We start from the raw sequence: 23,349 nt of genomic DNA, 5'->3' as shown, positions 1-23,349 counted from the left end.
GGCAATCGGGGGGGAGTAAGTTGAAGACAGAAAAAATTTATAGTGCAGGCATTGATATTGGAACAAGTACAACAAAAATGGTCGTCAGTAGTTTTCTATTGAAAAACGTTGCAGGAGTAACGCATGTGCCTCGCATAGAAATTATTGAAAAAACGGTTTTACATCAAAGCCCGATTATTAAAACACCATTTATCAATAAAGAAATTATCGATATGGAAAAAATCGAGCAATTTATTTTTCAGCAATATCAATTGGCCCAAATTGCACCAGCAGATATTGCAACAGGTGCCATTATTATTACAGGCGAATCTGCAACAAAGGAAAATGCTAGCGAGGTGGTTCATGCAATTGCGGATACAGCTGGACACTTTTTAGTTGCTACCGCCGGACCCGATTTGGAAGGAATCATTGCAGCAAAGGGCGCGGGTACTTTACAACAATCTAAAAATACGGCCAAAGTTATCGCTAATATCGATATCGGTGGTGGTACAGCAAATATTGCGGTAATGCAGTACGGTGAAGTAATTGGTACGTGTACATTGCATGTCGGAGGGAGACTCATAGAATTTCAGAATGGCATTGTCCAATCGATTTCACCACCCATTATGAAACTAATGGAAAAATGGTCAAAGCCATTAAAGGTGGGTGATGCAGCAGAGGATGTACGTGTCACACAACTAATCCAAGAAATGGCGGATATAGTCGCGATGACACTCAGCGGACAATTGACAGATGAACAGCATCCGTTATTGTTAGGACATTTGCCAACTTGGAATAAACCAGTTGAAGCAGTCGTTTTTTCCGGTGGCGTAGCGGCTTGTATTTATGAACAGGCATGTACAAACCGTCAATATGATGATATCGGCGAAAAATTGGCGACATACCTTTTGAAGCACGAACAGTTACAATCCTTTTTATGGCTAAAACCAGAGGAAACAGCACGGGCAACGGTGACTGGTGCAGGTACCCAAACAACTGAGATTAGTGGTGCAACGATTCAAGTAGACGCGGAAGTATTGCCTTTAAAAAATGTGCCTGTTTTCGATTGCCATATGGATACGAACAGCCAAGAATTCGACTATGTGGTAAAAATAGCGGTTGAACGAGCCGATGCTCTATTTTCTATACAGGAGAATCGCTCACCGTTTGCACTCTATTTTAGTCAGTTACCCTATTTAAGCTTCCAGGATGTCCGTACTTTATGTGAAGCTATTTTGAAACACTTAGCGACAATAAGCTCCAAGGAACTACCAATTATCATAGTCATTCAATCAGATTATGCAAAAGTTATTGGGCAAACGATACAAGCGATTAATCAAACAGTTCCCATCATTTGCATCGATCAAATCAAAGTGGAAACAGGCGATTACATTGACATTGGGGAAGTACTGCCATCTGGAGTTGTCCCAGTCGTTGTAAAAACACTTGCTTTTCACTCAAAGTAAGGAGGATGAATGTGAATCTATCGGTGATATTTGGTGGAGAAAAATATAATTTTAAATCATTGAAGGATGTAATGGCCAAGGCCAATGAAGAAAAATCAGGAGATCAGTTAGCTGGAATTGCTGCTGAATCTGTACAACAACGAATTGCGGCAAAGGCCGTTCTAAGTGAGCTGTTAGTGAAAGATATAAGAGAAAACCCATTAGTTTCTCCCGAAGAGGATGAAGTGACACGGATTATTGAAGGAGATATTAATGAGCAAATTTATGGAGAAATTAAAAACTGGAGTATCGAGCAACTACGAGAATATATTTTATCCAATGACACAGGCGATCGGGAATTAAAACGCTTAAGCAAGGGTATGAATTCAGAAATTATTGCGTCCGTTACAAAGCTAATGTCCAACTTAGATCTCGTCCATGCTGCCAATAAAGTGGAAATACTGTCAACTTGTAATAGTACGATTGGACAAAAGGGCACACTTTCCTCAAGATTACAGCCGAACCATCCAACAGACAATATTGACGGTATTATTGCTTCATTAAAAGAGGGTCTGTCCTATGGTATAGGTGACGCGGTCATTGGGATTAATCCAGTAGATGATTCAGTTGAAAGTGTGAAAAAAGTATTGCAAGCAACAAAGGAGTTTATCAATGATTGGTCGATTCCTACACAAAACTGTGTATTAGCACATATTACAACACAGATGAAGGCTATTAAACAAGGTGCACCTGCCGATATGATTTTCCAAAGTATTGCAGGAACAGAAATTGCTAATCGTTCGTTTGGTATTTCTGCTGACCTAATAAGAGAAGCAGAGGAGCTTGTGAAAAAGCAAGGAACAGGAACTGGACCGAACTTATTCTATTTTGAAACTGGACAAGGCTCGGAGCTATCTGCTGAGGCACATATGGGTATTGACCAAGTAACACTTGAATCGCGCAATTACGGATTTGCTAGACATTTTAATCCGTATATTGTGAACACGGTAGTTGGCTTTATTGGACCTGAGTATTTATACAATAACAAACAAGTTATACGTGCAGGGCTAGAAGATCACTTTATGGGCAAAATGCACGGAATTCCAATGGGCGTTGATATTTGTTACACAAACCATATTAAAGCAGACCAAAATGATGTTGAAGATTTAAGTGTTTTACTAACAGCTGCTGGTGTCAACTTTATTATAGCTGCACCAATGGGCGACGATGTCATGTTGAACTATCAGTCAATGAGCTTCCATGATGTCGCTACATTACTTCAAACGTTTGGTAAAAAACCAGCACCTGCATTTCTAGCGTGGTTAGAAAAAATGGGCATTTATGAAAATGGTCGTCTATCTGCAATAGCTGGCGATTTATCTATATTTGAAAGGTAGGTGAGTCCATTGAATGAACAATTAGTATCGATGATTACACAGCTCGTAATAGAAAAGATGGGCAATCAAACGCCCGACGAACCTTCTCATGAGACGGCTGTACCAATAGAAGACCATAAGGAAATACTTATTAAACTTCAAGCTAAGGAAACTAGTGAAGCTAATATAGTAGCAAGTCCGAGCGCAATAGAACGGTCAAATGAACCATTAATTAAACTTTATCATTCTGAATCACATAACCATGAACTATTGTATTACAGCGCAAGTAATAATGAACCAACTGACACTATGGCACCTATTACAGCTTTTAAATTTGAAGAGGATGAAGTGTCTGAAAGTGTTCAAGCTGCTAAAAAGCATACACCTGCAAGAATAGGTGTTGGGAGAGCTGGGACAAGGCCAAAAACAAAAACGTGGCTAAAGTTCCGACTCGATCATGCGGCGGCAGTAGATGCGGTGTATGGGGAAGTGACTGAAGGGCTCCTACAAAAGCTTGACGTCTTTCAAGTAACAACAAGAGTGACAGATAAGGAAGAATACATTACTAGACCTGATTTAGGTCGTCGTTTATCAGATGAATCAAAAACACTTATCCAATCGAAGTGTGCAAAAAATCCAAAGGTACAAATCATTCTATCTAACGGATTAAGTGCAAGTGCGATAGAAGAAAATGTGCAAGATGTTTATTTAGCGTTACAGCAAAGTCTCAATAATTTAAATATAGAAATAGGAACGACTTTCTATATTGATAAAGGGCGTGTAGCTCTTATGGATGAAATTGGCGAGCTTTTACAAGCAGAAGTGATTGTTTATCTAATCGGTGAGCGTCCGGGACTTGTATCAGCCGAGTCAATGAGTGCCTATATATGCTATCAACCTAGAATTGGCACAGTAGAAGCTGATCGAATGGTCGTTTCGAACATTCATAAAGGTGGTATCCCACCGTTAGAGGCTGGAGCCTATTTAGGAACAGTCGTGCAAAAAATATTGCATTACAAGGCAAGTGGAGTTGGTCTTGTGGCAAAAGAAGGTTAGGGGGACAAACGATGAATCCTCAAAAAATTATGGCAGAAATTTTAGCAATGCAAGTCATTCCAAGAGTGAATAGTGAACTAGCCGAGCAATTAGATTTAAAGCCATATCACAATAGCATTGGACTCGTAACACTAACAATAGATGATGTTGGCTATGTAGCTTTGGACGAGGCTACGAAAAAAGCAGATGTCGATGTAGTGTATGCGAAAAGTTTTTATGCTGGCTCGGCACATGCATCTGGCCCATTATCTGGTGAAGTCATTGGCATCATTGCCGGTAGATCGCCTGATGAAATACGCAGTGGTTTAGATGCGATTCAGCAGAAAATTCAGTTTGATACGTATTTTGAAGCGATCCTTCAAAATGAAAACCACGCTCTTTTTGCACATACTGTAGCAAGCTGTGGTACGTATTTGGCAGAGCTAGCAAACGTTAAGATTGGAACAGCCCTTGCTTACTTAATCGCACCGCCACTTGAAGCTGTCGTTGGTTTAGATGCTGCATTAAAGGCGGCAGATGTAGAGCTAAAGGTTTTCTTTGGTCCACCATCTGAAACCAATTTCGGTGGAGGTTTAGTAAGTGGTAGCCAATCTTCCTGCCAAGCTGCTGCAAATGCTTTTAGAGAAGCTATTGAAAATTTAACAAGAAATCCAGTTGTTTAGAAAGGTGGGTCTTTATGGCCACATTAGATAAAGATTTATTAGCCATTCAAGAAATGAGAGACGCCGTGATACGTGCCAATATTGCAAAGGCTGCGTATATGCAGTATTCACAGCAGCAAGTAGATCATATCGTCAAGGCTGTTGCGGATGCCGCATTTAAAGAGGCAGAACGTCTGGCAAATATGGCCGTTCAGGAAACAGGGATGGGTGTTCCTAATCATAAAAAGATGAAAAATGAGGTTGCCTCTAGAGATGTCTATGAAGATATTAAAGATTTAAAGACTGTCGGTGTCGTAGGTTTCGATCGAATGAAGAAAGTGACAGAGATTGCTATTCCGTTTGGCGTAATTGCGGGCATTGTCCCAACGACAAATCCAACATCAACTGCAATTTTTAAAACACTTATTTCATTGAAAACTAGAAATGGTCTTGTTCTAAGCCCGCATCCATATGCAGTTGAATGTACAAAGGAAGCTTTAGAGATTTGTAGAGTAGCAGCAGAAGAAGCGGGAGCACCAGAAGGATTGCTTCACTGTTTAACACTGTCTTCAATGGAGGCTACGCAGCAACTAATGAAGCACCCCGATATCCACTTAATATTAGCGACTGGTGGGGGTGCGCTAGTAAAAGCAGCCTATAGTTCAGGTAAACCTGCTTATGGTGTAGGACCAGGGAATGTTCCAGCTTATATTGAAAAATCGGCAAATATATCCAAAGCTGTTCGCCAGCTTGTCCAAAGTAAGTCTTTTGATAACGGTACGATTTGTGCTACAGAACAATCGATTATTGTAGATAAAGCTATTACCGAGCAAGTTTTATCAGAGTTAAAGAAGAACAATGCTTATATTTTGAGCGATGAAGAGAAGGTGAAGATGGAGAAGTTGATTTCTCCTGTCCCTGGGAAAGTAAATCCTCAAATTGTAGGCAAGTCAGCAGCTTGCTTAGCAGATTCTATCGGTGTTACCGTGCCGGAAGATACAAAAGTACTTGTTGGTATGGAAACGATGATCGGCAAGAACATTCCATTTTCACTAGAAAAACTGTCCCCGATATTTGCGTTATACACAGTTGAGGACAGTACAGAGGCAAAACAGGTAATGATTGATTTGCTAAACATAGGTGGACGCGGACATACATGCTCGATCCATACAGAAAATACAGCTTTAGCTGAGCAATTTTCTGTTGAATTACCAGTGTCCAGAATTGTGATCAATACATTATCATCTATTGGCGCTGTTGGTGGAACTACAGGTTTAGCACCATCTTTCACATTAGGATGTGGCACGTTTGGTGGCAATATTACGTCCGATAACATTACAGCGAGACATTTATTGAATATTAAACGTATGGCATACGGCATTAAAGATGTAGAGGTGCCAAAACCAAAGTTCTTAACAAAACCAGTAGTAGAAAATATTAAGGCACAAGATCCATCGTTGGATACAGCAGTGGTTCAACAAATTGTTGATCAAGTATTAAAACAAATAACATTACAAAATAAATAATTTGGAGGAATGACAAATGAGTACAGCATTAGGAATGGTAGAAACAAAAGGATTAGTAGGAGCAATTGAAGCAGCAGACGCAATGGTAAAGGCTGCTAGTGTTAATTTAGTAGGAAAAGTACATGTTGGTGGCGGAATCGTCACTGTATTAGTTCGTGGTGATGTAGGAGCGGTAAAAGCAGCTACTGATGCAGGTGCAGCAGCGGCGCAACGTGTTGGAGAACTGCTATCAGTTCATGTAATCCCACGTCCACACCATGAATTAGAATTAATTTTACCAAAAGCAGAAGCTTAATTTTATTTCAGTCCGAATAAAAGCGACGAAAAGAAGAGTCCAAATGACGGAAAGAATCCTCGAAGTGACGGAAAGAAGAGTCGAAATGACGGAAGGAATCCTCGGAGTGACGGATAGAAGTCAAAGCGACGGAAGGAAGAGCCGAAGTGACGGAAAGAATCCTCAAAGCGACGGATAGAAGTCAAAGTGACGGAAGGAAGAGCCGAAGTGACGGAAAGAATCCTCGGAGTGACGGATAGAAGAGTCGAAGCGACGGATAGAATCATCGAAACGAAGGAAAAACCCGCCCGAAGCGACGGATAAAACAACCTAATTAGAAGGGCAGGATGCTACTCATCATAACTCATCCTGCTCATTCATTATCAACAGTAATATAGATATAGAGGTGGCTAACGTGAAAACAGCGACAAAGATATTTCCTGTGGCCATTTCAGCTCGTCATATACATGTCAGTGAAGTGGATTTACAAGCACTTTTTGGTCCAAATGCAACGCTAACGAAGGATTTTGATCTTTCACAGCCAGGACAGTTTGCAGCCAAAGAGCGTGTCTCTATTGAGGGACCAAAAGGTGTTCTTCACAATGTGCGTGTACTAGGTCCTGTTAGAGCGGCAACACAGGTGGAAATAAGTCGAACAGATGCAATGAAACTAGGATTAACTCCTCCTTTAAGGCAATCGGGAGATATCGAAAGTTCAGCAGGCATCAAATTAATTAATCAAGAACAAGAAATTATAATTAAGCAGGGAGTTATTATTGCACAGGCACATATTCATATGAAGGAAGAAGATGCAATTGCATTGGACGTACAAAATAATGAATTAGTATCTGTTGAAGTAGAAAGTGAGCGACCTGTGACGTTTCGTGGAGTTGTAGTTCGTGTGTCAAACGATTTTAGTTTGGAGATGCATATTGATACAGATGAAGCGAATGCAGGCTTTATTGAACAGCAAGCACAAGGGAGAATTATCAGATCATTAACGTAAGGAGGAGGTTGGATGCAGGAAAATTTAGTCCAAAAAATTGTCGAAGAAGTATTGCAGCAAGTTTTAAAAAAGCAGCCTTCTTCTCAATATGACGGGAAAATCCCTATTGGTGTTTCAGCACGACATGTCCATCTTGCTCAAGCTGAAGTAGAGAAGCTTTTTGGCGAGAACTATCAATTAACACCTAAGTTTGAACTTTCACAGCCAGGACAGTTTGCTGCTGAAGAAACCGTTGTTATTGCTGGTCCTAAGGGTTCCATTGAGCGAGTGCGAATATTAGGCCCAGCTCGTTCATTATCTCAAGTAGAAGTAAGCTGGACAGACGCGATGAAATTAGGGATGAAGCCACCATTAAGAATTTCAGGAGATATTAAAGGTTCCAGCCCTGTCACACTTATCGGTCCAAATGGCAGTGTCGTGCTAAATGAAGGGCTCATTATTGCGCAAGCACATATTCATATGTCACCAGCTGATAGCGCTCGGTTCCAAGTAGCAGATGGACAATCGGTACAAATTAAAGTAGAGGGTATAAGACCGATTATTTTATCCAATGTAATGATTCGTGTTTCGGATCGTTATCGATTGGAGATGCATATCGACACAGATGAAGCAAATGCAGGATTAATTCAACAAGGTGCACTTGCTGAAATTATCTATGTACAAGCTAACGAACAAATGGATGTCAAAGAAATTCCTCCAGTCTTTAAACAAGCTGAAAGACCATCCAGCTATCAATTTGACAAGAAGCTACTTTCGCAAGTAGAAGTACTTGAAATAGAAGCCCGGGAAATTGTTGTTCCTAAAAACACAATTGTTACGGCATTGGCTTATGACAAAATACGAGAGTTAAATAAGACGTTAACAATTCGCTCGGAGTAATTAGAAAAGTCCATTCAGGATAAAGTAGGTGAAGTTCATGCAAATGGGAAAAGTGATAGGCAGTGTATGGGCAACACGTAAGGAAGAAGGGTTGAATGGCTTAAAACTTTTAATTATTCAACCAATTGACTCCAAACAGCAGCCGATTCGTTCAGAGATTGTAGCAGCAGATCGTATCGGGGCAGGAATCGGCGATGATGTGCTTATTACAAGTGGTGGATCATCACGATATATTATGAAAGAAAATCCATTGCCTATCGATGCAGTTGTTATAGGTATTATTGATTCTACGGAAGTTATGAGAGGTGAAGAGAATGGGTAGCGCTATTGGAATGATAGAGACAAAAGGATTAGTAGGCTCTTATGAAGCTGCTGATGCAATGATTAAGTCATCAGATGTAACAATCGTCAAGCAAGAGTTCGTTGATGGTGGAATTGTGACAGTTGTCGTGAAAGGTGATGTTGGTTCTGTCCAGGCAGCAGTAGAAGCTGGAAAAGCCGCTGCCATACGTGTTGGAGAACTATTAGGTGCTCACGTAATTCCGAGACCGGATGAAGATGTTTTTCAAATGATTAAAGGACCAGAAGCACCAAAGAAAAAGCCAGCCACAACATCAACGCGTACTAAAAAAATGACGGAAACTACAGCAGCTACTGATCAACGAGGTGAGGCATAATGTCTTTTCAAAAAAGTAAAATTGCTGTAATTGGTGCTGGTCATACTGGCGCAACTTTAAGTTTATTTTTGGCACAAAAAGAGCTAGGAGATGTTGTCCTGTTAGATATTCCAGAAGCGGAGAATCCGACAAAAGGAAAGGCGCTAGATTTATTACAAACAGGACCAATCGAAAAGTTTAATGTTTCTATTAAAGGAACGTGCAATTATGAGGATATAGCAGGAGCAAATATTGTCGTTATTACTGCTGGTATTCCTCGTAAACCAGGCATGAGCCGAGATGATTTAGTGACGACGAATGCAAAAATTATTCAACAAGTCTCTAGACAAATAAAACATTATGCTCCAAACAGCATAGTTCTTATATTAAGCAATCCAGTCGATGCCATGACCTATGTTTGCTACAAGGAAACAGGCTTTCCGAAAAATCGTATCATTGGTCAATCAGGTGTGTTAGATACAGCGCGTTTTAATACATTTGTAGCACAGGAACTGCAAATTGCCCCAGAGGATGTGTCAGGATTCGTCTTAGGTGGACATGGCGACGAAATGGTCCCCTTAATTCGATATTCCTATGCTGGGGGTATCCCATTAGAAAAACTAATTCCCTCAGACAGATTACAACAAATCGTAGAACGTACACGTAAAGGTGGCGGAGAAATTGTTGGTTTGTTAGGGAATGGCAGTGCTTATTATGCGCCAGCTGCTGCCTGTGCACAGATGGTCGAAATCATCATGAAAGATCAACGCAAAATAATTCCTTCAATTGCCCTTTTAGAAGGTGAGTACGGTTACCACGAATTATTTTTAGGTGTACCGACAATATTAGGCGGCAATGGTATAGAATCAGTTATCGAATTGCACCTGACAAATGAAGAAAAAATGGCACTTCATCAATCAGCAGAAGCAGTTAAACAAGTATTAACGATTTGTCAAAACATAGGGTAATCAGACCCTATGCAGCAATAAGATATGTAGGATCCCCAACTATATATCTGTTGTAAAAACCTTTAGCTCTTAAAAATGTTTGATTGGAAACCGAACATTGCACGTAAAATCTAGTTAAAATTCCCCCATATTTATATAGAATATGAAGCTCTCTTTGAACGTGAAAGTTTGAAGAGAGCTTCTTTTTGTTGAAGAAGACGCCACTGGATAAAGTTAACTTTATCGTTGACTTTGTCCTTAGGGGAAGGTGTATAAATGAATGGTAACAAGTAACAAAAAAATGAGTGAGGTGGTTTTGTGCTATCAATAGGAGAGTTCTCAAAAATATGTGGTGTTTCTACAAAAACACTTCGATATTACGATGAAATTGGATTAATTAACCCAGATGAGATTAATGCTGAAAGCGGTTATAGGTATTATTCCATCGAACAACTAAAAAGGATGCTCTACATCAACCGTTTAAAATCTTATCATTTTTCACTTGAAGAAATTAAAACGATGTTGGAATTAGAAGAGGATCAATCCGAAGAAATGCTTTGTTCTGCGCTAAATCATAAGAAAACTGAAATTCAAGAGAAACTAAAGGCTTTTGAATATGTTGTAAAACAATTAAATCAAGATATTTCAAATTTAGAAAAGGGGGTGCCAATCATGTCGTACCTTGACGACTTCGAAGTACAACTAGTAGAAACAAAGCCAATAAATATCCTTTATAAGCGAATAATATTGAGCAGTGATGATTATGCATCGGGATATGGTCGTTATTTTAGCGAGTTATATGAAAGAATTGCGAAGGAGAAGCTCACTTTACTTGGTCAGCCGATGACGATTTACCATAGCCCTGAATTTAATCCTGCTGGCAATGATACCGAGTTCGCCATTACAATAGCTGAGACTGTCAAAGGAACGAGAGATTTGCCTGGTAGCCTCTGTGCTAAATCTGTTTTAAATGGGGCATATCCAGAATTGACATCCGTCTACGCAAATTTGATGAAGTGGATTGAAAACGAGGGATACGAGCTAATATTGCCACCATATGAAATATATGTAACAGACCCAAATCAAGCAATCGACCCTGAGGAGTATGTTACTGAGGTATATTTTCCTGTAAAGAAAAAATGACAATAGGAGGTTCCTATGCAAACAACAATAAATTGGGAAGCCGTAAAACCTGAAAGCATATATATGAACAATGAAAGTCTTTCTAAGCTAGAACAGACGATAAAAAGTGATTATCACAATATTAATGGCATTATTATTATTAAAGATGGTCATTTAGCATATGAAAAATATTTTAATGGCAAAGGTCCTGATCATTGTCACCATGTAGCATCTGTAACAAAAAGTGTACTCTCTGCACTAATAGGCATCGCAATTGATAAAGGCTATATAAATAGCGTTGAAGAAAAGGTGTTGGGTTTTTTCCCAGAGTATACGTTTGCTTCTAATCAGCAGAAACAACAGATTACTATACGACATCTACTTTCTATGACAGTTCCTTATCCATTTAAGGATTGGCATGAGCCACTAGATAAGCTATGTCAACAGCAGGATTGGATAAAATACACACTTGATTTAATGGGTGCAAATGGGGAATTAGGTGCTTTTAAATACTCTACAGCTGGGGCACACGTGTTGTCGGCAATTCTTACTAAAAGTACTGGCAAGAGTGCACGAGCGTTTGCCAATGAACATTTGTTTACACCGCTTGGCATGAAAGAAATTCCGAACTACCAAATGAATGCCTATGGGTTTGATGATTTATTCGGGAAAAACGTTAAGGGGTGGGTCCATGATCCAAATGGTCATTCGACAGGTGGATGGGGACTAACATTAACTACTCGTGATATGGCGCGATTTGGCTACCTCTATATAAACAATGGCATGTTGAATAATAATAGGGTCCTCTCAGAGACATGGATTCGAGAATCAACGGAGATGAACTATCACAATTACGGTTATTTATGGTGGCTACGCCGAGATGATGGACTATTTACATATTCAGCAATAGGGGATGGAGGCAATATGATTTGTTGTATACTGAATTTGAATATGGTTGTGGCAATTAGTTCAGAATTCATCATGAATCCACGAGATAGATGGCCGTTAATGAAAGAGTATATAATCCCAGCGGTTAAAAATAATCAATAATTTTAATAGTTCAAGTGAGGGGGGATAATTCCTTTCCAATTAGGTGGATGCACGCTTGCTTCAAGTTCATCGGTAAACTATCCCCCCAACGTATTTCACAGTCTCGATCCCAATCAACTTATGACATAGGTAAAATTTCGATCCCATCAAATTAGACAATAGGCTATAATAAATAGTCTGTTATCTAATTTGATAAAGTGATCTTTATGATGAAGTGAATTGAAAGTTCCCCTTTCTGAAGGTTGTGCTCACTACATCTTCAGTTTGAGGTTAAATTATACTTTTTTAAATAAAGTGAGGGAAAGAAATGGTTAACTACTTGGTCGTCTTTATTGTCATTGTCCTTATAATGTTAAAGGAGAAACAAGTTAGACCAGCACGATTGTGGGTCATACCAGTTTTGTTAATTGGTGTAGTGTTTTCTACTATTTCCAGTATTAAATTAACGCCTTTAAGTATGATGATGTATATCAGCTGTTTAATGGTTGGATTGGGTATAGGAGTATGGAAAGGAAAACTAGAAAAAATTCGAAAGAATCATACTAGAGGAATCGTTACTACAAAAAGCTCTATTGCTGGAATTATTTTGTTTTTCGGATTTCTTCTTGTAAGGATACTGGTAGGTCATTGGAGTAGAGAGCATGCATTGCTATCATTAACAAATGCTCTTATGTTCATACCACTTGGTAGTATTTGTTCTCGTCGCTATATTATCTACTTGAGATACAAACAACTTATGGGTGAGTAAATCAAAGACTAGACATAGTGATTTTTATTCTGTATTCACCTTTTTTAAAGTCATCTAGTCATCTAGTACTGCAGCATGATAATCTCCTGAACGCATTATAGAAAATCCAATATCCCCTTACACCTTTTTTTACATAGCCTTAAATTTTTGTAGAATCAATATTTAATTTAAGTAGAACTAGAAAAATACTAAAAGTCCATAATATACAAAATTTTCGAAAATATGATAAACTAGTAGCGTGAAAAGGAGGATGTTAGCATGACTGTACAACAATTTACTGACTATGTGAAAAAAATGCAGCACTACGGAGAAGCGCTGGGTGTGATTTACTGGGTAACTAAACTGTTACGATAAATTTAGATAAAACTATACAAATCTGTATAGAAGCATATATTTCTAACAGAATACCCTTCGTATCAAGCAATTGGTGCGAACTCCACGTTAATTGCTTTTAACTCCTAAAGCCTTGTGACCAACGCGGAGCTGGAAACGGCAGACGTAACGGTGCGAAAGCAGAAAAAACAACAAGGATGGCATAAGCTGAAAAAAATTACTCAGTGTCCGTAAAGGATCATCGTGACAACGGAAAACGGTGGCGCTAAGTGCTTTGGAAATGGATGTTTAGCAGCGAAACTCCTAAATCTCTCATGAGACAAGGAAGACGTTCAACGACTATCTCCTTGAGGGAGAGTAAAACCGCAAGCGAATGGCGGAAGAAAAATGTGGCTCTTATCAGAGGATAAGATGAAGATATAGTCTGCGCTTATGTGAAAGCATAAGAGGTCTACTCGTGAGAGAAAGACTGCATGAAGGGTTGCGCCTTCATGTGAACAAGAAAGACATATACAACTATAAAAATGTTAACAAACTCTCTAAATAGGGTAATGTGATTTTATCCTAGTGAAAGAGAGGTGGTACGCATGGAATGAATGTCCATTGGGAAATTTGCTAAACAAAAGTTGGTCATTGGCTATTGTCGAGTCAGTACATCAAGTCAAGGTGAAAAACAATGATAATGGCGACAAAGATAAGACTAAAGCTAACTAAAGAACAAGAGGTTTTGTTTTGGAAGTCTGCGGGGACTGCGAGATGTGGTATCCATCATCCAAAACTTGTTCTAGTTGTGGACAAATCAAATTCGATTTGAGACTGAAAGACAGATTATTTATCTGCTCTTGCGGATTTAAACTGGATAGAGATTTGAACGCAAGCATTAACTTAGCAAATTACTCAATCTAAGGAAATTAACTGACACTAAGCCTTAGATGTGTACGCAACGATACTGCGGAATTTAAGCCTTGGAGAGTCATACTAAATGGCTAGTAGCTTTTTGCGAAACCAGACTCGGAGAATAAGGAAGACACACATACGAAAGTCGGAAGATATAAGTTGTGTCACAGTAGAGATATCTACATTTTAGAAATGTATATGTTTTTCGTATCGGACATGCGTACTGGTGCACCTAAGAAGGGATTAACTCAGCGTTCAGAGGTAGTTGGAACATTATCTGCTTCCTTATTTGAAATGCAAACTAGTGAAGAGTTAGGGAAATTACTAACGGATCTAGAGGGACAAAAGGCAGATCTCGATTATGTTACACTGCGTTTAGTAGAGAAAGTACGGAAAGATTACGATCAAAATAAAAAAATTCCAGCTAATGAATATAAGGAATTTGTCATTCTACAATCTAAAGCAGAAACAGCATGGGAAGAAGCAAAAGCGACGAATAATTTTGCTTTATTCCTACCTTATTTAGAGGAAATAATTAGTTGGCAGAAGAAATTCATTCAATATTGGGGTATTAAAAACGGTTCTCCGTACAATACATTACTAGATTTATATGAACCGGATATGACGACTGATGTTTTAGATCAAGTTTTTGGTGAATTACGTGAAACAATCGTTTCTCTTGTGCAAAAAATTACAGACTCACCAAATAAACCAGATACAAGCATATTATTTAAGCATTTCCCTCGTGAATCTCAACGTGCATTATCATTGGAAATGCTAACACAACTTGGCTATGATTTTGATGCAGGTCGCTTAGACGAAAGTGTTCATCCATTTATGATTGGCTTAAATCATGGAGATAATCGTATTACAACGAAATATGATGAAAACGATTTCCGCTCAGCAATTTTTGGAACAATCCATGAGTGTGGACATGCCATGTACGAACAAAATATCGATGTGAAACTTGATGGTTTACCGTTAGCAACGGGTACATCAATGGGGATACATGAATCCCAATCTTTATTTTATGAGAATTTTGTAGGTAGGAACGAGAAGTTCTGGGAGCATAATTACGAGCGACTGCAAAAACATTCACCTGCTCAATTTGGTGATGTAGCATTAGCTGATTTCCTACGAGCGATCAATATGGTGGAACCTTCATTTATTCGCATTGAAGCAGATGAGTTAACGTATCCACTACATATTATGATTCGTTATGAAATTGAACGAGACCTATTCAATGGAGATCTTCAAGCGAAAGATCTTCCACAAGTATGGAATGATAAATACGAGGAATATTTAGGTATTCGTCCTGAGACAGATGCAAAAGGGGTTTTACAAGATATGCACTGGTCAGGGGGCATGTTTGGCTATTTCCCATCCTATGCTTTAGGAATGATTTACGCCGCACAATGGAAGCATGCAATGGATAAAGATATTCCGAACTTTGATGACTTACTGGCAAAAGGTGAGTTACTTTCAATTCGGGAGTGGCTAACAGAGAAAGTACATCAATACGGTGCGCTGAAAAAGCCGTTCGAGCTATTGCAAGAGGCGACAGGGGAAGGCTTAAACGCCAAATATTTAGCAAACTATTTACAAGAAAAGTATACGAAGCTGTATCAGCTTTAAATGTCAAAGCGATTTCTCTACTACTATAGAGAAATCGCTTTTCATATTCAAATGACCCACTTCTTTCCAAAAGAAAATGCTGAATCCTATATCGTATATAAACTTGATTAGAACTGATATAATACAAAATGGTTATTTAAACATCCCCTATCAAGATACATATTGATAGTTAAAAATAGTAGGGATTCACAAATACGGAGGTATGAAAGTGGCAAAGAATACAAGTAAGATAGGTGTAGTAATCGCTGGGCTATTATTAGCGATTTTAATGGCTGCAATGGATAATACAATTGTAGCAACGGCAATCAGTACGATTGTCGGAGATCTTGGTGGATATGACAAACTTGTCTGGGTGACATCAGCTTATATGATCGCGTCGGTTGCAGGTATGCCGATTTTCGGGAAATTATCCGATATGTATGGTCGTAAAAGATTTTTTATTTTCGGTTTAGTTGTATTTTTAATCGGTTCGGCGCTAGCTGGTACAGCAAACTCAATCGTTCAGCTTAGTATTTACCGTGCAATTCAAGGTATTGGCGGTGGTGCATTAATGCCAATCGCATTCACAATTATGTTTGATGTAGTGTCTCCAGATAAACGCGGTAAAATGGGAGGCTTATTCGGGGCAGTATTTGGTCTATCGAGTATCTTTGGTCCGCTTCTTGGAGCCTATTTAACAGATTATGTTCATTGGTCTTGGATTTTCTATATTAATTTACCACTGGGGCTAATTGCTTTTGTATTAGTCACAAAATTTTACAATGAATCTGTTGTACATGCGAAGCAAAAAATCGACTACTTTGGCGCAGTTACTTTAGTTAGTGCAGTAGTTAGTTTAATGTTTGCTCTTGAGCTAGGAGGAAAAGAATACGCTTGGGATTCCGCAATGATTCTTGGATTATTCACTCTATTTGGAGTGCTTCTTATTAGCTTTATCTTAATTGAACTACGTGTAGAAGAGCCTATTATTTCCTTTAAAATGTTCAAAAATCGTCTTTATGCAACGAGTAATATCATTTCAATATTTGCTGGTGCTGCTTACATTACAGCTGCCATCTACATTCCAATTTTTGTTCAAGGCGTACTTGGAGGCTCGGCAACGAACTCAGGTCTTATTTTACTTCCGATGATGGTCGGTTCGGTTGTAACAGCATCTGGGGGTGGAGCTCTCCTCACGAAATTTAAGTATCGAACGATTATGTTACCGACTTTAACTCTATTCGTTGTTGGAATTACCTTGCTTACAACATTGACAACTGAAACGTCACACTTTATGGTAACAATCTTTATGATACTCGTTGGTCTTGGCATTGGCTCGTCTTTCTCTGTTTTGAGCAATGCTGTTATTCATGGTCTTAGTATGAGACAACGTGGCTCGGCTAACTCAACGCTAAACTTCAATCGAGAACTAGGAATGACATTAGGAATTACAGTGTTTGGGATTATTCAAAACCATATTTTCTCAAATAAATTAACGTCCGCGTTTAGTGGTCAAGCACCTAATGGTATGGATTTAAGTGATCCTAGTGTAATCCTAACATCTGAAACTCGAAACGTCATTCCTGTAGAGGTTCTCGATAAAATGCAAGAAGCACTTACTATTTCAGTTGCTCATACTTTTGCTTGGGCGATAATCCCAGCTGCTATTGCGTTAATTATGGCATTTGCTATGGGTAGAGAGCAATTCGACCCTGCTTCTGAAATGGAAACGTACAATCGTGAGGCATCACATTAATATATGAGCTTGTGTTTCACAAATTATTAAAATGCGGCCTCTCCTCAATTAAAACTGTTATAATACGAAAAGTATATTTTAAAACATTTCAAATTGAGGTAGTCATATGAAAAAGCAGTTGAGATTGCGCAATTTACGCATACAAAAATAGAAAAAGAGAGCTCGCTAAAAAATATTTTAAAAAATGATCGGTATGCAAAAGAGAGACATTATGCTAATTTTGCAGATACCTTTACTAAGAGGCAAGGACAAACCATTCCTCTGATACCAAAAAAGCTGGTGAAGTTTTACGGAATGTAAAATTTCACCAGCTTTATATTTTTCGTAATAAAATTTCAAACCGTTTATACGAAGTGCGGGTTGTCCTGCCTATCATCCACGTATGGTGCTTGAACGGATTTTATGCGCCTATACGCAAGTGAAAGAAGCTTTGCATTTCACTCGATTTTCTCTCTGAGGAAAATTGAAAGTAGAAAACGAAATAGGTCTTGCATGTATTTATGGCTGTAAATAATTTGAGGAAATTAACGGCTATTCACTAAGAAGTGTAAGCTAAAATAGGAGAAATCAAAAAAAGTGAAATTAAGCACACTCAATTTCACTTTTTTGATATTAGAAGCTAGTTTTGTTCCAACCTCTTTTTATGAAGAGACAAAACATTATTACCAAAGCTTATAGCCTTTAGAGCCAGGTGGAGAATTAGAAATAATATCGATAATTGGAATAGTATAAGCAAATAAAATTAATGCTACTAAAATAACTAGCCATACTTTAAAGTTCTCTAAAATAGCTGGTGTCGTACCACCGTTTTCATGTACCTCACCAACAGGGAATTCCTCTTCGCCTTTTGGTGCAAACCATGCTAATTTCACCACAATATAAAGAATGATTATGATGGCGATGAATAGAATTGTGCCACCAACAGCTTGAGCGATTTGATAAGGAATCCAATCGTAAGCTTGCTGAGCTCCGCCATACTCAGAGTAATCAGATCGACGCGGTGCACCAATCAGACCAGCGATATGCATAGCAGAAGACATAATTGTCATACCTACCGCCCATAAAATAGCGGCAAAATTACCAAGATTGTTTAAAGATTTAGTCAGTGTACGACCAGTTAAATAAGGAATTAACCAAAATGCCGCCCCAAAATAAGTTAATACGGCTGTTGTTGCAATTGTTAAATGGAAATGTCCTGTAACCCAAATAGTATTATGGATTAATTGGTTCATTTGGTAAGAAGCATTGATGATACCGCCTGCGCCACCAGGAATAAATGCTAACATGCCGACAAATGGCACGAAGAAACGAGCATCTTTCCATGGTAATTTTTTAAACCAGCCGAAAAGTCCTTTTCCTCCTAATTCACGACCGCGTAATTCAAACATTGCAAACATCGAGAAGGCGGTCATTAAAGATGGTACGATTACGGCAAATGTTAAAACAACTTGTATGAATTTCCATGTACCATCAATACCAGGCTCTGTTAATTGGTGATGGATCCCAACCGGTACAGAGAATATTAAAAACAACATAAATGACAGTCTTGCTAAAGAATCAGAGAAAATTTTTCCGCCAATAACCTTCGGAATAATGACATACCAAACCATGTAAGCTGGCAATAACCAGAAATACACAAGAGCATGACCAAAATACCAGAATAATGTACGGGATAGTGCTACATCAACACGTTCGATAAAGCCTAAAGACCATGGAAGTAACTGGAATAGAACAGAAACAGCTACACCTAAAGTTGCTACGAACCACATTAAATTATTGACAACAACCATAAATGAAAGTAATGGGCTTCGTTGTCCGCTACCTTTGTTTTCTTTACGCCACTGAGCATATCGTAAAATTTGACCTGCGCCGCCAACCCAAGAACCAACAACGACTAATGTAAGGCCTAAATAGAAAATCCAGTGAGCTTTCAGTGGAGCATAGAACGTATATAAAACAGATGCTTCGTTCAATAGAACCATTACTGCAGCAGCTGCTGTACCGATAGTCATTAACCAGAAGCCAATCCAACCAAGGCGACGTTGTCCGTCTGAGAAAGTCCCCGATGTACGGCTAACACTAGCAATTTGGAAACCGAAAATAAAGAATGTTGTTAAAATAAGACCGAGTAAAACACCATGTACAGTTAAAACTTGATAGTAACCAATGCCTGCTGGTAATGTAAATTGACCAGAACGAACGAAAACCTGTAATAAACCTGCAAGACCCCCTAATAATAATGCGATGAATGCCACGTATATATGTGCCATTGCTAGCTTCGCATCACGACGATCCACTTTTGTCAAATTATTGTTGAGACTCATTTGGATCCACCACCTTTAGCATAGAGTGCATCATCGTATGTCCTGTACCACAGTATTCATTACATACAATTAAAAACTCTCCTACTTTATTTACTTCTGTCACATATTCAGAAATGTATCCAGGTTCAAGCATCATATTAATATTTGTACCTGCAACTTCAAAACCGTGCATGACATCCGCACTTGTTGCGATAAATTTCACCTTAGCTCCTAGAGGGACCTCTATTTCTGGCGGATTGTAATTAAATGCTGATGCTAAAACAACCACTTCATAGTCCCAATCCTTACCTTCAACTTTGTGAACACCAGGATTATCGAAGGGAGGGAATTCATTTACTTTCTCATAATCTAGTGTTTTTTTACCATTGTTCGGATGTGAGCCTTGATGAAATGCACCGATGCCGAGAATGATAAGGAATGCTACTAAAGTAGTAACTCCAAACACAAGCCAGTATTTCTCATACTTATGTAAGTGCATATGTCTCTGTCCTTTCTTATTCTTAATAGAATCAATTATGCCTCGGCATAATTGCGTCCGGAATCAGCTTTGTGCTTAGGCCTGCACGAGGGCCGACACGATGTCGGTCATTTCGATAATGCCACAGGACGTGGCGTTTTTACCGATGCAGGTAAGTTAGCCGTTATCGCATGGATGCGATGATCTTAGGCTAACATCCTATATTGAACTCCTTTCTGATTCCATGACATCCGCCGGAGGCTTTAGGCCAACATAAAGTTGGTCACTCAGTCGTTGCCACAGGACGTGGTGTTATTAGACTGAGTTCCTCTATTTCAGTGGGTGTTTGGACACCCGTTGAAAGAAGTTAAAAACGATTGATGAACAAATCGAAGCAGTACACCCAAAGTAAGATAATAATGATTCCTACTCCAAATACCGCATAGAGTGAACCTTTTAAATTTTCATCTGACTTTTTTTTATTTGCCATTTTTGCTCCTCCTTCGCTTTTAGTGTGTCTTTCTTATTGCCATGATATATAAATAAAATTCTTTTTGATGTGAAAAAAATCACACATCTTGACGAATAATGTGAAAAAAATGTGAAAAATTGAGGGGGGAATAAAAAAAAGCCACCTCTATAGTCATTGAGATGGCCGCATTTTGGTTGAAAATGAAGTGATTATTATTGAAATCTATTATTTTTCAAGGAATTTTACTATATGAAATTTAGACTTGAGCCTTAGGGGGCATTCACCGTTTATTAAAGAGAATGATCAGGCGTAATCATAAATGTTTGATGTGTAGGCATAGGATGTATAAATTGAACCAGTTCGATATTCTAGAACTTTATTCTTCTTCAATTGTTAAAAGAACTGTTAATGGACCGACGCTTGGAATTGTGACAGGGAGTATAAAGGCCTTATCAAAGCCGTATAATTTTGTGTTACCAACCATCACCGTTGGCGGTGTGATATCAATTTCTAAGCTTTCTTGTCCGACGGTAGTACATAGATTTCCGGCAATCATATTGCCAAATTCCCCTGTAAAGGATTCCAACATTTCCCCTTCGAGAGGCATACCAAACATTGTATTGCCGATGCCACTAAATGTTTCTGGAGACGAATCAATGATTACTCGGCCCTTTAAATCACCTATTAAACCAATTAAAACACCCATTTGCTGTTGTTGAAATGGTTCAGAAATAATACTCGGCGTTTTCACGTCTATCTCCATAGGTAGGATCGATTTTAAAGCGTGGATTGTCCCATTTAAAATAGTTTGAAAGTACTTCGAATTACTCATTTTTACCGCATCCTTTTTCCGACTTTTCTACATCTTACCATGTTAAATGGGTAAGATGAAAGTATGTCTTGACGAATTAATGGGAAATTTATATTATATTAATGAGAATGATTTTCAAAATCATTAAATGGACGATTTTATAAAAAAAGGAGCGGTCAGCGATGACATTCGTATTGATTGGAACGGCAGTGGTTATCTATATTGGAGTAGGAAAACACGTTATGAAACAGGCGACTGCGCATTTAAAATAAGAGAATAAACAATAACGACAATATTTTTACAAGTAGAGCATGGTCTAAGTAATTTAAAGATCATGCTTTTTTTTACGAAAATATTTATCTTACATACTTTCGAGGGAATAAAGAGGATAATTATTTGTTTTTTTCTGAAAAATGTTGAAAATGAGAATTGGTTTTTTATAGACTGGTTACGAGGCTATTAATAAGACATTAACTTCATAGAATGTTTATTAGTTGCTAATGATCGTTCTGACTACTGTAGTATCAAAAAATAAAAATGGATAGGCAATCAAGCGATGTCCTATAGAAAATTAGGTGAAGAAAATGACGAAGATATTATTAACAGGGTTTGTGCCATTTCTTGACTATAAAATAAATCCAACGATGCAAATTGTAGAAAAATTAAATGGGGAAAAGATGGATGGCTATGAAATTGTAGGACGCATTTTGTCTGTAGATTTTCAGCAATCCGCTCAACAGCTGAAACAATATATTGCTGAGATTAAGCCACAAATCATTATTTCATTAGGATTAGCTGGAGGCCGATTTAAAATAACGCCAGAGCGAATTGCGATTAATATTAAAGATGGGGAAGCAGATAATGAAGGTTATACACCAGTAGATGAGAGCATTTATGATGATGGTGTAGATGCCTATATCACGAATCTACCTATTAGAAATATGGTAAATCGATTATGCAAAGAAGGATATCCAGCGGAGATTTCAAATACGGCAGGTACCTATTTATGTAATAACATTATGTATGAAGGGCTTGTTTACGCGAAGCAACATAAAGAGGTACGTGCTGGATTTATTCATATTCCTGCGTCATTTGATTTGGCGATTCAACATGGAAAAATACCGGGATGGAATATCCAAGATTTAATCACGTGTATTAGGCTCTGTATCGAGGAGACAGTTCGTTCAGCAAAAGATTGATTTTCCTTAAACGATGAGGATAAATAAAGAAGTATAATGGATGACCTGAAATGATAATCATCATTTTAGGCATCCATTTTTAGTTAGATAAGTAATGAAACAAATTATTGGATAGTAGGATTGATTTGATATCAACGTACTCCCGTTTATTCTATCACTAATACAGTGTCCAGGCAGATAAAGTACCTATTTCAAGGCTTTATTTTACTGTGTTGAAAACCCTATTGATTCTATGATGATTGGAGTACCCCTATAAATTGTTGAATTACTTGGACTTAAGGTTAACGTGGTTGGAGTCAAAGTATAAATTCCACCTTCCTGCATGACGGCATTGATATAAAGATTAACGTAGCCACTCGGATTAAAAATGATAAATTCGGTTGCTTGGTTCCCATTATCATTCCAAAATTGGCTAGCTGATAGAGTCGCCCCATTAGTCAAATCAATATCCGATGTAACAATATTGAAATATCTATTTACTGTTGGAATAATATTTCTACTAGGTTCAACGACTGGGGGAGGCTCTTTCAAAAGAATGTTACTAGCTTTTATACGTGGCCAAATAAACCGATCTTCACATTCACACTCTTGCTCGATTTTTTGGTGGTTCCTAAAGTTAACCATAAGTTTATCACTCCATTTAACTTCGTACTTATCTATTCACTTTTATATTTACAATCGCACACCAATCTTTTTTTTCTTACTTTAAAATATCAAGAAAACTAGTAGTTGAATAGTTGCACATCCATTTTTGCAATAGAAATTAGTAGTTAGAAAAATA

Annotated in this window: 24 protein-coding genes; 19 read left to right on the top strand and 5 right to left on the bottom strand. The window is 38.2% G+C overall.

The annotated features are described in order from the left end of the window. The first annotated feature begins 20 nt into the window (after positions 1-20). The 18 genes from ACVYAD_RS04455 (at position 21) to ACVYAD_RS04370 (ending at position 17,305) form a co-directional block, all read left to right on the top strand. The gene (locus tag ACVYAD_RS04455) at positions 21-1,445 is read left to right on the top strand and encodes an ethanolamine ammonia-lyase reactivating factor EutA (protein WP_476424862.1); all 1,425 of its coding nucleotides are present in this window, start codon (positions 21-23) and stop codon (positions 1,443-1,445) included. Positions 1,446-1,450: 5 nt separating this feature from the next. After that, a complete protein-coding gene (locus ACVYAD_RS04450; RefSeq protein WP_476424861.1) occupies positions 1,451-2,821 on the top strand; it encodes an ethanolamine ammonia-lyase subunit EutB in 1,371 nt (456 codons plus the stop codon). A gap of 9 nt (positions 2,822-2,830) precedes the next feature. Further along, the gene (eutC, locus tag ACVYAD_RS04445; protein WP_476424859.1) at positions 2,831-3,856 is read left to right on the top strand and encodes an ethanolamine ammonia-lyase subunit EutC; all 1,026 of its coding nucleotides are present in this window, start codon (positions 2,831-2,833) and stop codon (positions 3,854-3,856) included. Positions 3,857-3,867: 11 nt separating this feature from the next. Further along, positions 3,868-4,518, top strand: coding sequence for an ethanolamine utilization microcompartment protein EutL (eutL, locus tag ACVYAD_RS04440; protein WP_476424857.1), 651 nt, complete (start codon positions 3,868-3,870; stop codon positions 4,516-4,518). Between the two features lie 14 nt (positions 4,519-4,532). Continuing rightward, the gene (locus tag ACVYAD_RS04435; protein ID WP_476424855.1) at positions 4,533-6,023 is read left to right on the top strand and encodes an aldehyde dehydrogenase family protein; all 1,491 of its coding nucleotides are present in this window, start codon (positions 4,533-4,535) and stop codon (positions 6,021-6,023) included. Between the two features lie 16 nt (positions 6,024-6,039). After that, positions 6,040-6,318: a BMC domain-containing protein gene (locus tag ACVYAD_RS04430; protein ID WP_053482447.1), complete on the top strand. Its 279-nt coding sequence runs from the start codon at positions 6,040-6,042 to the stop codon at positions 6,316-6,318. A 394-nt stretch (positions 6,319-6,712) separates the two neighbouring features. Beyond that, positions 6,713-7,303 (top strand): phosphate propanoyltransferase, encoded by a 591-nt coding sequence (gene pduL, locus ACVYAD_RS04425; protein WP_476424854.1) that lies wholly within the window; start codon positions 6,713-6,715, stop codon positions 7,301-7,303. Positions 7,304-7,315: 12 nt separating this feature from the next. Beyond that, the gene (locus ACVYAD_RS04420; protein WP_476424852.1) at positions 7,316-8,182 is read left to right on the top strand and encodes a phosphate propanoyltransferase; all 867 of its coding nucleotides are present in this window, start codon (positions 7,316-7,318) and stop codon (positions 8,180-8,182) included. A 37-nt stretch (positions 8,183-8,219) separates the two neighbouring features. Then, positions 8,220-8,504 (top strand): EutN/CcmL family microcompartment protein, encoded by a 285-nt coding sequence (locus ACVYAD_RS04415; protein ID WP_476424850.1) that lies wholly within the window; start codon positions 8,220-8,222, stop codon positions 8,502-8,504. Beyond that, positions 8,497-8,859: a BMC domain-containing protein gene (locus ACVYAD_RS04410; RefSeq protein WP_476424848.1), complete on the top strand. Its 363-nt coding sequence runs from the start codon at positions 8,497-8,499 to the stop codon at positions 8,857-8,859. The genes ACVYAD_RS04415 and ACVYAD_RS04410 overlap by 8 nt, the downstream gene beginning before the upstream one ends. After that, positions 8,859-9,806 (top strand): malate dehydrogenase, encoded by a 948-nt coding sequence (gene mdh, locus ACVYAD_RS04405; protein ID WP_476424846.1) that lies wholly within the window; start codon positions 8,859-8,861, stop codon positions 9,804-9,806. The genes ACVYAD_RS04410 and mdh overlap by 1 nt, the downstream gene beginning before the upstream one ends. A 297-nt stretch (positions 9,807-10,103) precedes the next feature. Then, entirely contained in the window at positions 10,104-10,928 is an 825-nt protein-coding gene (locus ACVYAD_RS04400) for a MerR family transcriptional regulator (RefSeq protein ID WP_476424844.1), read from the top strand. 15 nt (positions 10,929-10,943) lie between these two features. Continuing rightward, entirely contained in the window at positions 10,944-11,957 is a 1,014-nt protein-coding gene (locus ACVYAD_RS04395) for a serine hydrolase domain-containing protein (RefSeq protein ID WP_476424843.1), read from the top strand. Positions 11,958-12,264: 307 nt separating this feature from the next. Then, the gene (locus ACVYAD_RS04390) at positions 12,265-12,705 is read left to right on the top strand and encodes a hypothetical protein (protein ID WP_476424841.1); all 441 of its coding nucleotides are present in this window, start codon (positions 12,265-12,267) and stop codon (positions 12,703-12,705) included. A 1,009-nt stretch (positions 12,706-13,714) separates the two neighbouring features. Next, positions 13,715-13,852: a helix-turn-helix domain-containing protein gene (locus ACVYAD_RS04385; protein WP_432760123.1), complete on the top strand. Its 138-nt coding sequence runs from the start codon at positions 13,715-13,717 to the stop codon at positions 13,850-13,852. Beyond that, the gene (locus ACVYAD_RS04380; protein ID WP_476424839.1) at positions 13,795-13,944 is read left to right on the top strand and encodes a zinc ribbon domain-containing protein; all 150 of its coding nucleotides are present in this window, start codon (positions 13,795-13,797) and stop codon (positions 13,942-13,944) included. The genes ACVYAD_RS04385 and ACVYAD_RS04380 overlap by 58 nt, the downstream gene beginning before the upstream one ends. Before the next feature lie 183 nt (positions 13,945-14,127). Continuing rightward, complete coding sequence (locus tag ACVYAD_RS04375) at positions 14,128-15,570, top strand: carboxypeptidase M32 (RefSeq protein WP_476424936.1); 1,443 nt, start codon at positions 14,128-14,130, stop codon at positions 15,568-15,570. A 208-nt stretch (positions 15,571-15,778) separates the two neighbouring features. Next, on the top strand, positions 15,779-17,305 hold the full coding sequence (locus tag ACVYAD_RS04370; protein WP_476424837.1) for an MDR family MFS transporter: 1,527 nt from the start codon (positions 15,779-15,781) through the stop codon (positions 17,303-17,305). Positions 17,306-17,967: 662 nt separating this feature from the next. Here the strand turns inward: ACVYAD_RS04370 and ACVYAD_RS04365 are convergent. From ACVYAD_RS04365 to ACVYAD_RS04350, 4 genes are all read right to left on the bottom strand, one after another. Continuing rightward, positions 17,968-19,629: a b(o/a)3-type cytochrome-c oxidase subunit 1 gene (locus tag ACVYAD_RS04365; protein WP_349658836.1), complete on the bottom strand. Its 1,662-nt coding sequence runs from the start codon at positions 19,627-19,629 to the stop codon at positions 17,968-17,970. Further along, complete coding sequence (locus ACVYAD_RS04360) at positions 19,613-20,107, bottom strand: cupredoxin domain-containing protein (RefSeq protein WP_349658835.1); 495 nt, start codon at positions 20,105-20,107, stop codon at positions 19,613-19,615. The genes ACVYAD_RS04365 and ACVYAD_RS04360 overlap by 17 nt, the downstream gene beginning before the upstream one ends. Positions 20,108-20,453: 346 nt before the next feature. Beyond that, a complete protein-coding gene (locus tag ACVYAD_RS04355) occupies positions 20,454-20,576 on the bottom strand; it encodes a hypothetical protein (RefSeq protein WP_255505077.1) in 123 nt (40 codons plus the stop codon). 358 nt (positions 20,577-20,934) lie between these two features. Next, the gene (locus tag ACVYAD_RS04350) at positions 20,935-21,390 is read right to left on the bottom strand and encodes a chemotaxis protein CheX (protein ID WP_476424834.1); all 456 of its coding nucleotides are present in this window, start codon (positions 21,388-21,390) and stop codon (positions 20,935-20,937) included. Positions 21,391-21,953: 563 nt separating this feature from the next. Here ACVYAD_RS04350 and ACVYAD_RS04345 point away from each other — a divergent pair. Next, positions 21,954-22,568, top strand: coding sequence for a pyroglutamyl-peptidase I (locus ACVYAD_RS04345; RefSeq protein WP_476424833.1), 615 nt, complete (start codon positions 21,954-21,956; stop codon positions 22,566-22,568). Positions 22,569-22,772: 204 nt separating this feature from the next. Here ACVYAD_RS04345 and ACVYAD_RS04340 read toward each other — a convergent pair whose 3' ends face one another. Further along, positions 22,773-23,192, bottom strand: coding sequence for a DUF4183 domain-containing protein (locus tag ACVYAD_RS04340; RefSeq protein ID WP_476424831.1), 420 nt, complete (start codon positions 23,190-23,192; stop codon positions 22,773-22,775). Positions 23,193-23,349: the final 157 nt, after the last annotated feature.

The sequence above is a fragment of the Lysinibacillus sp. G1-3 genome, assembly GCF_056322905.1.
This window is presented reverse-complemented; position numbering and strand designations above follow the sequence as displayed.

Bases quoted from the DNA above. Each gene is read 5' to 3' on its own strand.
- ACVYAD_RS04450 (WP_476424861.1), top strand. From the start codon at position 1,451: ATGAATGTGAATCTATCGGTGATATTTGGTGGAGAAAAATATAATTTT.
- eutL (WP_476424857.1), top strand. From the start codon at position 3,868: ATGAATCCTCAAAAAATTATGGCAGAAATTTTAGCAATGCAAGTCATT.
- ACVYAD_RS04435 (WP_476424855.1), top strand. From the start codon at position 4,533: ATGGCCACATTAGATAAAGATTTATTAGCCATTCAAGAAATGAGAGAC.
- ACVYAD_RS04430 (WP_053482447.1), top strand. From the start codon at position 6,040: ATGAGTACAGCATTAGGAATGGTAGAAACAAAAGGATTAGTAGGAGCA.
- ACVYAD_RS04420 (WP_476424852.1), top strand. From the start codon at position 7,316: ATGCAGGAAAATTTAGTCCAAAAAATTGTCGAAGAAGTATTGCAGCAA.
- ACVYAD_RS04415 (WP_476424850.1), top strand. From the start codon at position 8,220: ATGCAAATGGGAAAAGTGATAGGCAGTGTATGGGCAACACGTAAGGAA.
- ACVYAD_RS04410 (WP_476424848.1), top strand. From the start codon at position 8,497: ATGGGTAGCGCTATTGGAATGATAGAGACAAAAGGATTAGTAGGCTCT.
- mdh (WP_476424846.1), top strand. From the start codon at position 8,859: ATGTCTTTTCAAAAAAGTAAAATTGCTGTAATTGGTGCTGGTCATACT.
- ACVYAD_RS04395 (WP_476424843.1), top strand. From the start codon at position 10,944: ATGCAAACAACAATAAATTGGGAAGCCGTAAAACCTGAAAGCATATAT.
- ACVYAD_RS04390 (WP_476424841.1), top strand. From the start codon at position 12,265: ATGGTTAACTACTTGGTCGTCTTTATTGTCATTGTCCTTATAATGTTA.
- ACVYAD_RS04385 (WP_432760123.1), top strand. From the start codon at position 13,715: ATGATAATGGCGACAAAGATAAGACTAAAGCTAACTAAAGAACAAGAG.
- ACVYAD_RS04380 (WP_476424839.1), top strand. From the start codon at position 13,795: ATGTGGTATCCATCATCCAAAACTTGTTCTAGTTGTGGACAAATCAAA.
- ACVYAD_RS04375 (WP_476424936.1), top strand. From the start codon at position 14,128: ATGTATATGTTTTTCGTATCGGACATGCGTACTGGTGCACCTAAGAAG.
- ACVYAD_RS04365 (WP_349658836.1), bottom strand. From the start codon at position 19,629: ATGAGTCTCAACAATAATTTGACAAAAGTGGATCGTCGTGATGCGAAG.
- ACVYAD_RS04360 (WP_349658835.1), bottom strand. From the start codon at position 20,107: ATGCACTTACATAAGTATGAGAAATACTGGCTTGTGTTTGGAGTTACT.
- ACVYAD_RS04355 (WP_255505077.1), bottom strand. From the start codon at position 20,576: ATGGCAAATAAAAAAAAGTCAGATGAAAATTTAAAAGGTTCACTCTAT.
- ACVYAD_RS04350 (WP_476424834.1), bottom strand. From the start codon at position 21,390: ATGAGTAATTCGAAGTACTTTCAAACTATTTTAAATGGGACAATCCAC.
- ACVYAD_RS04345 (WP_476424833.1), top strand. From the start codon at position 21,954: ATGACGAAGATATTATTAACAGGGTTTGTGCCATTTCTTGACTATAAA.
- ACVYAD_RS04340 (WP_476424831.1), bottom strand. From the start codon at position 23,192: ATGGTTAACTTTAGGAACCACCAAAAAATCGAGCAAGAGTGTGAATGT.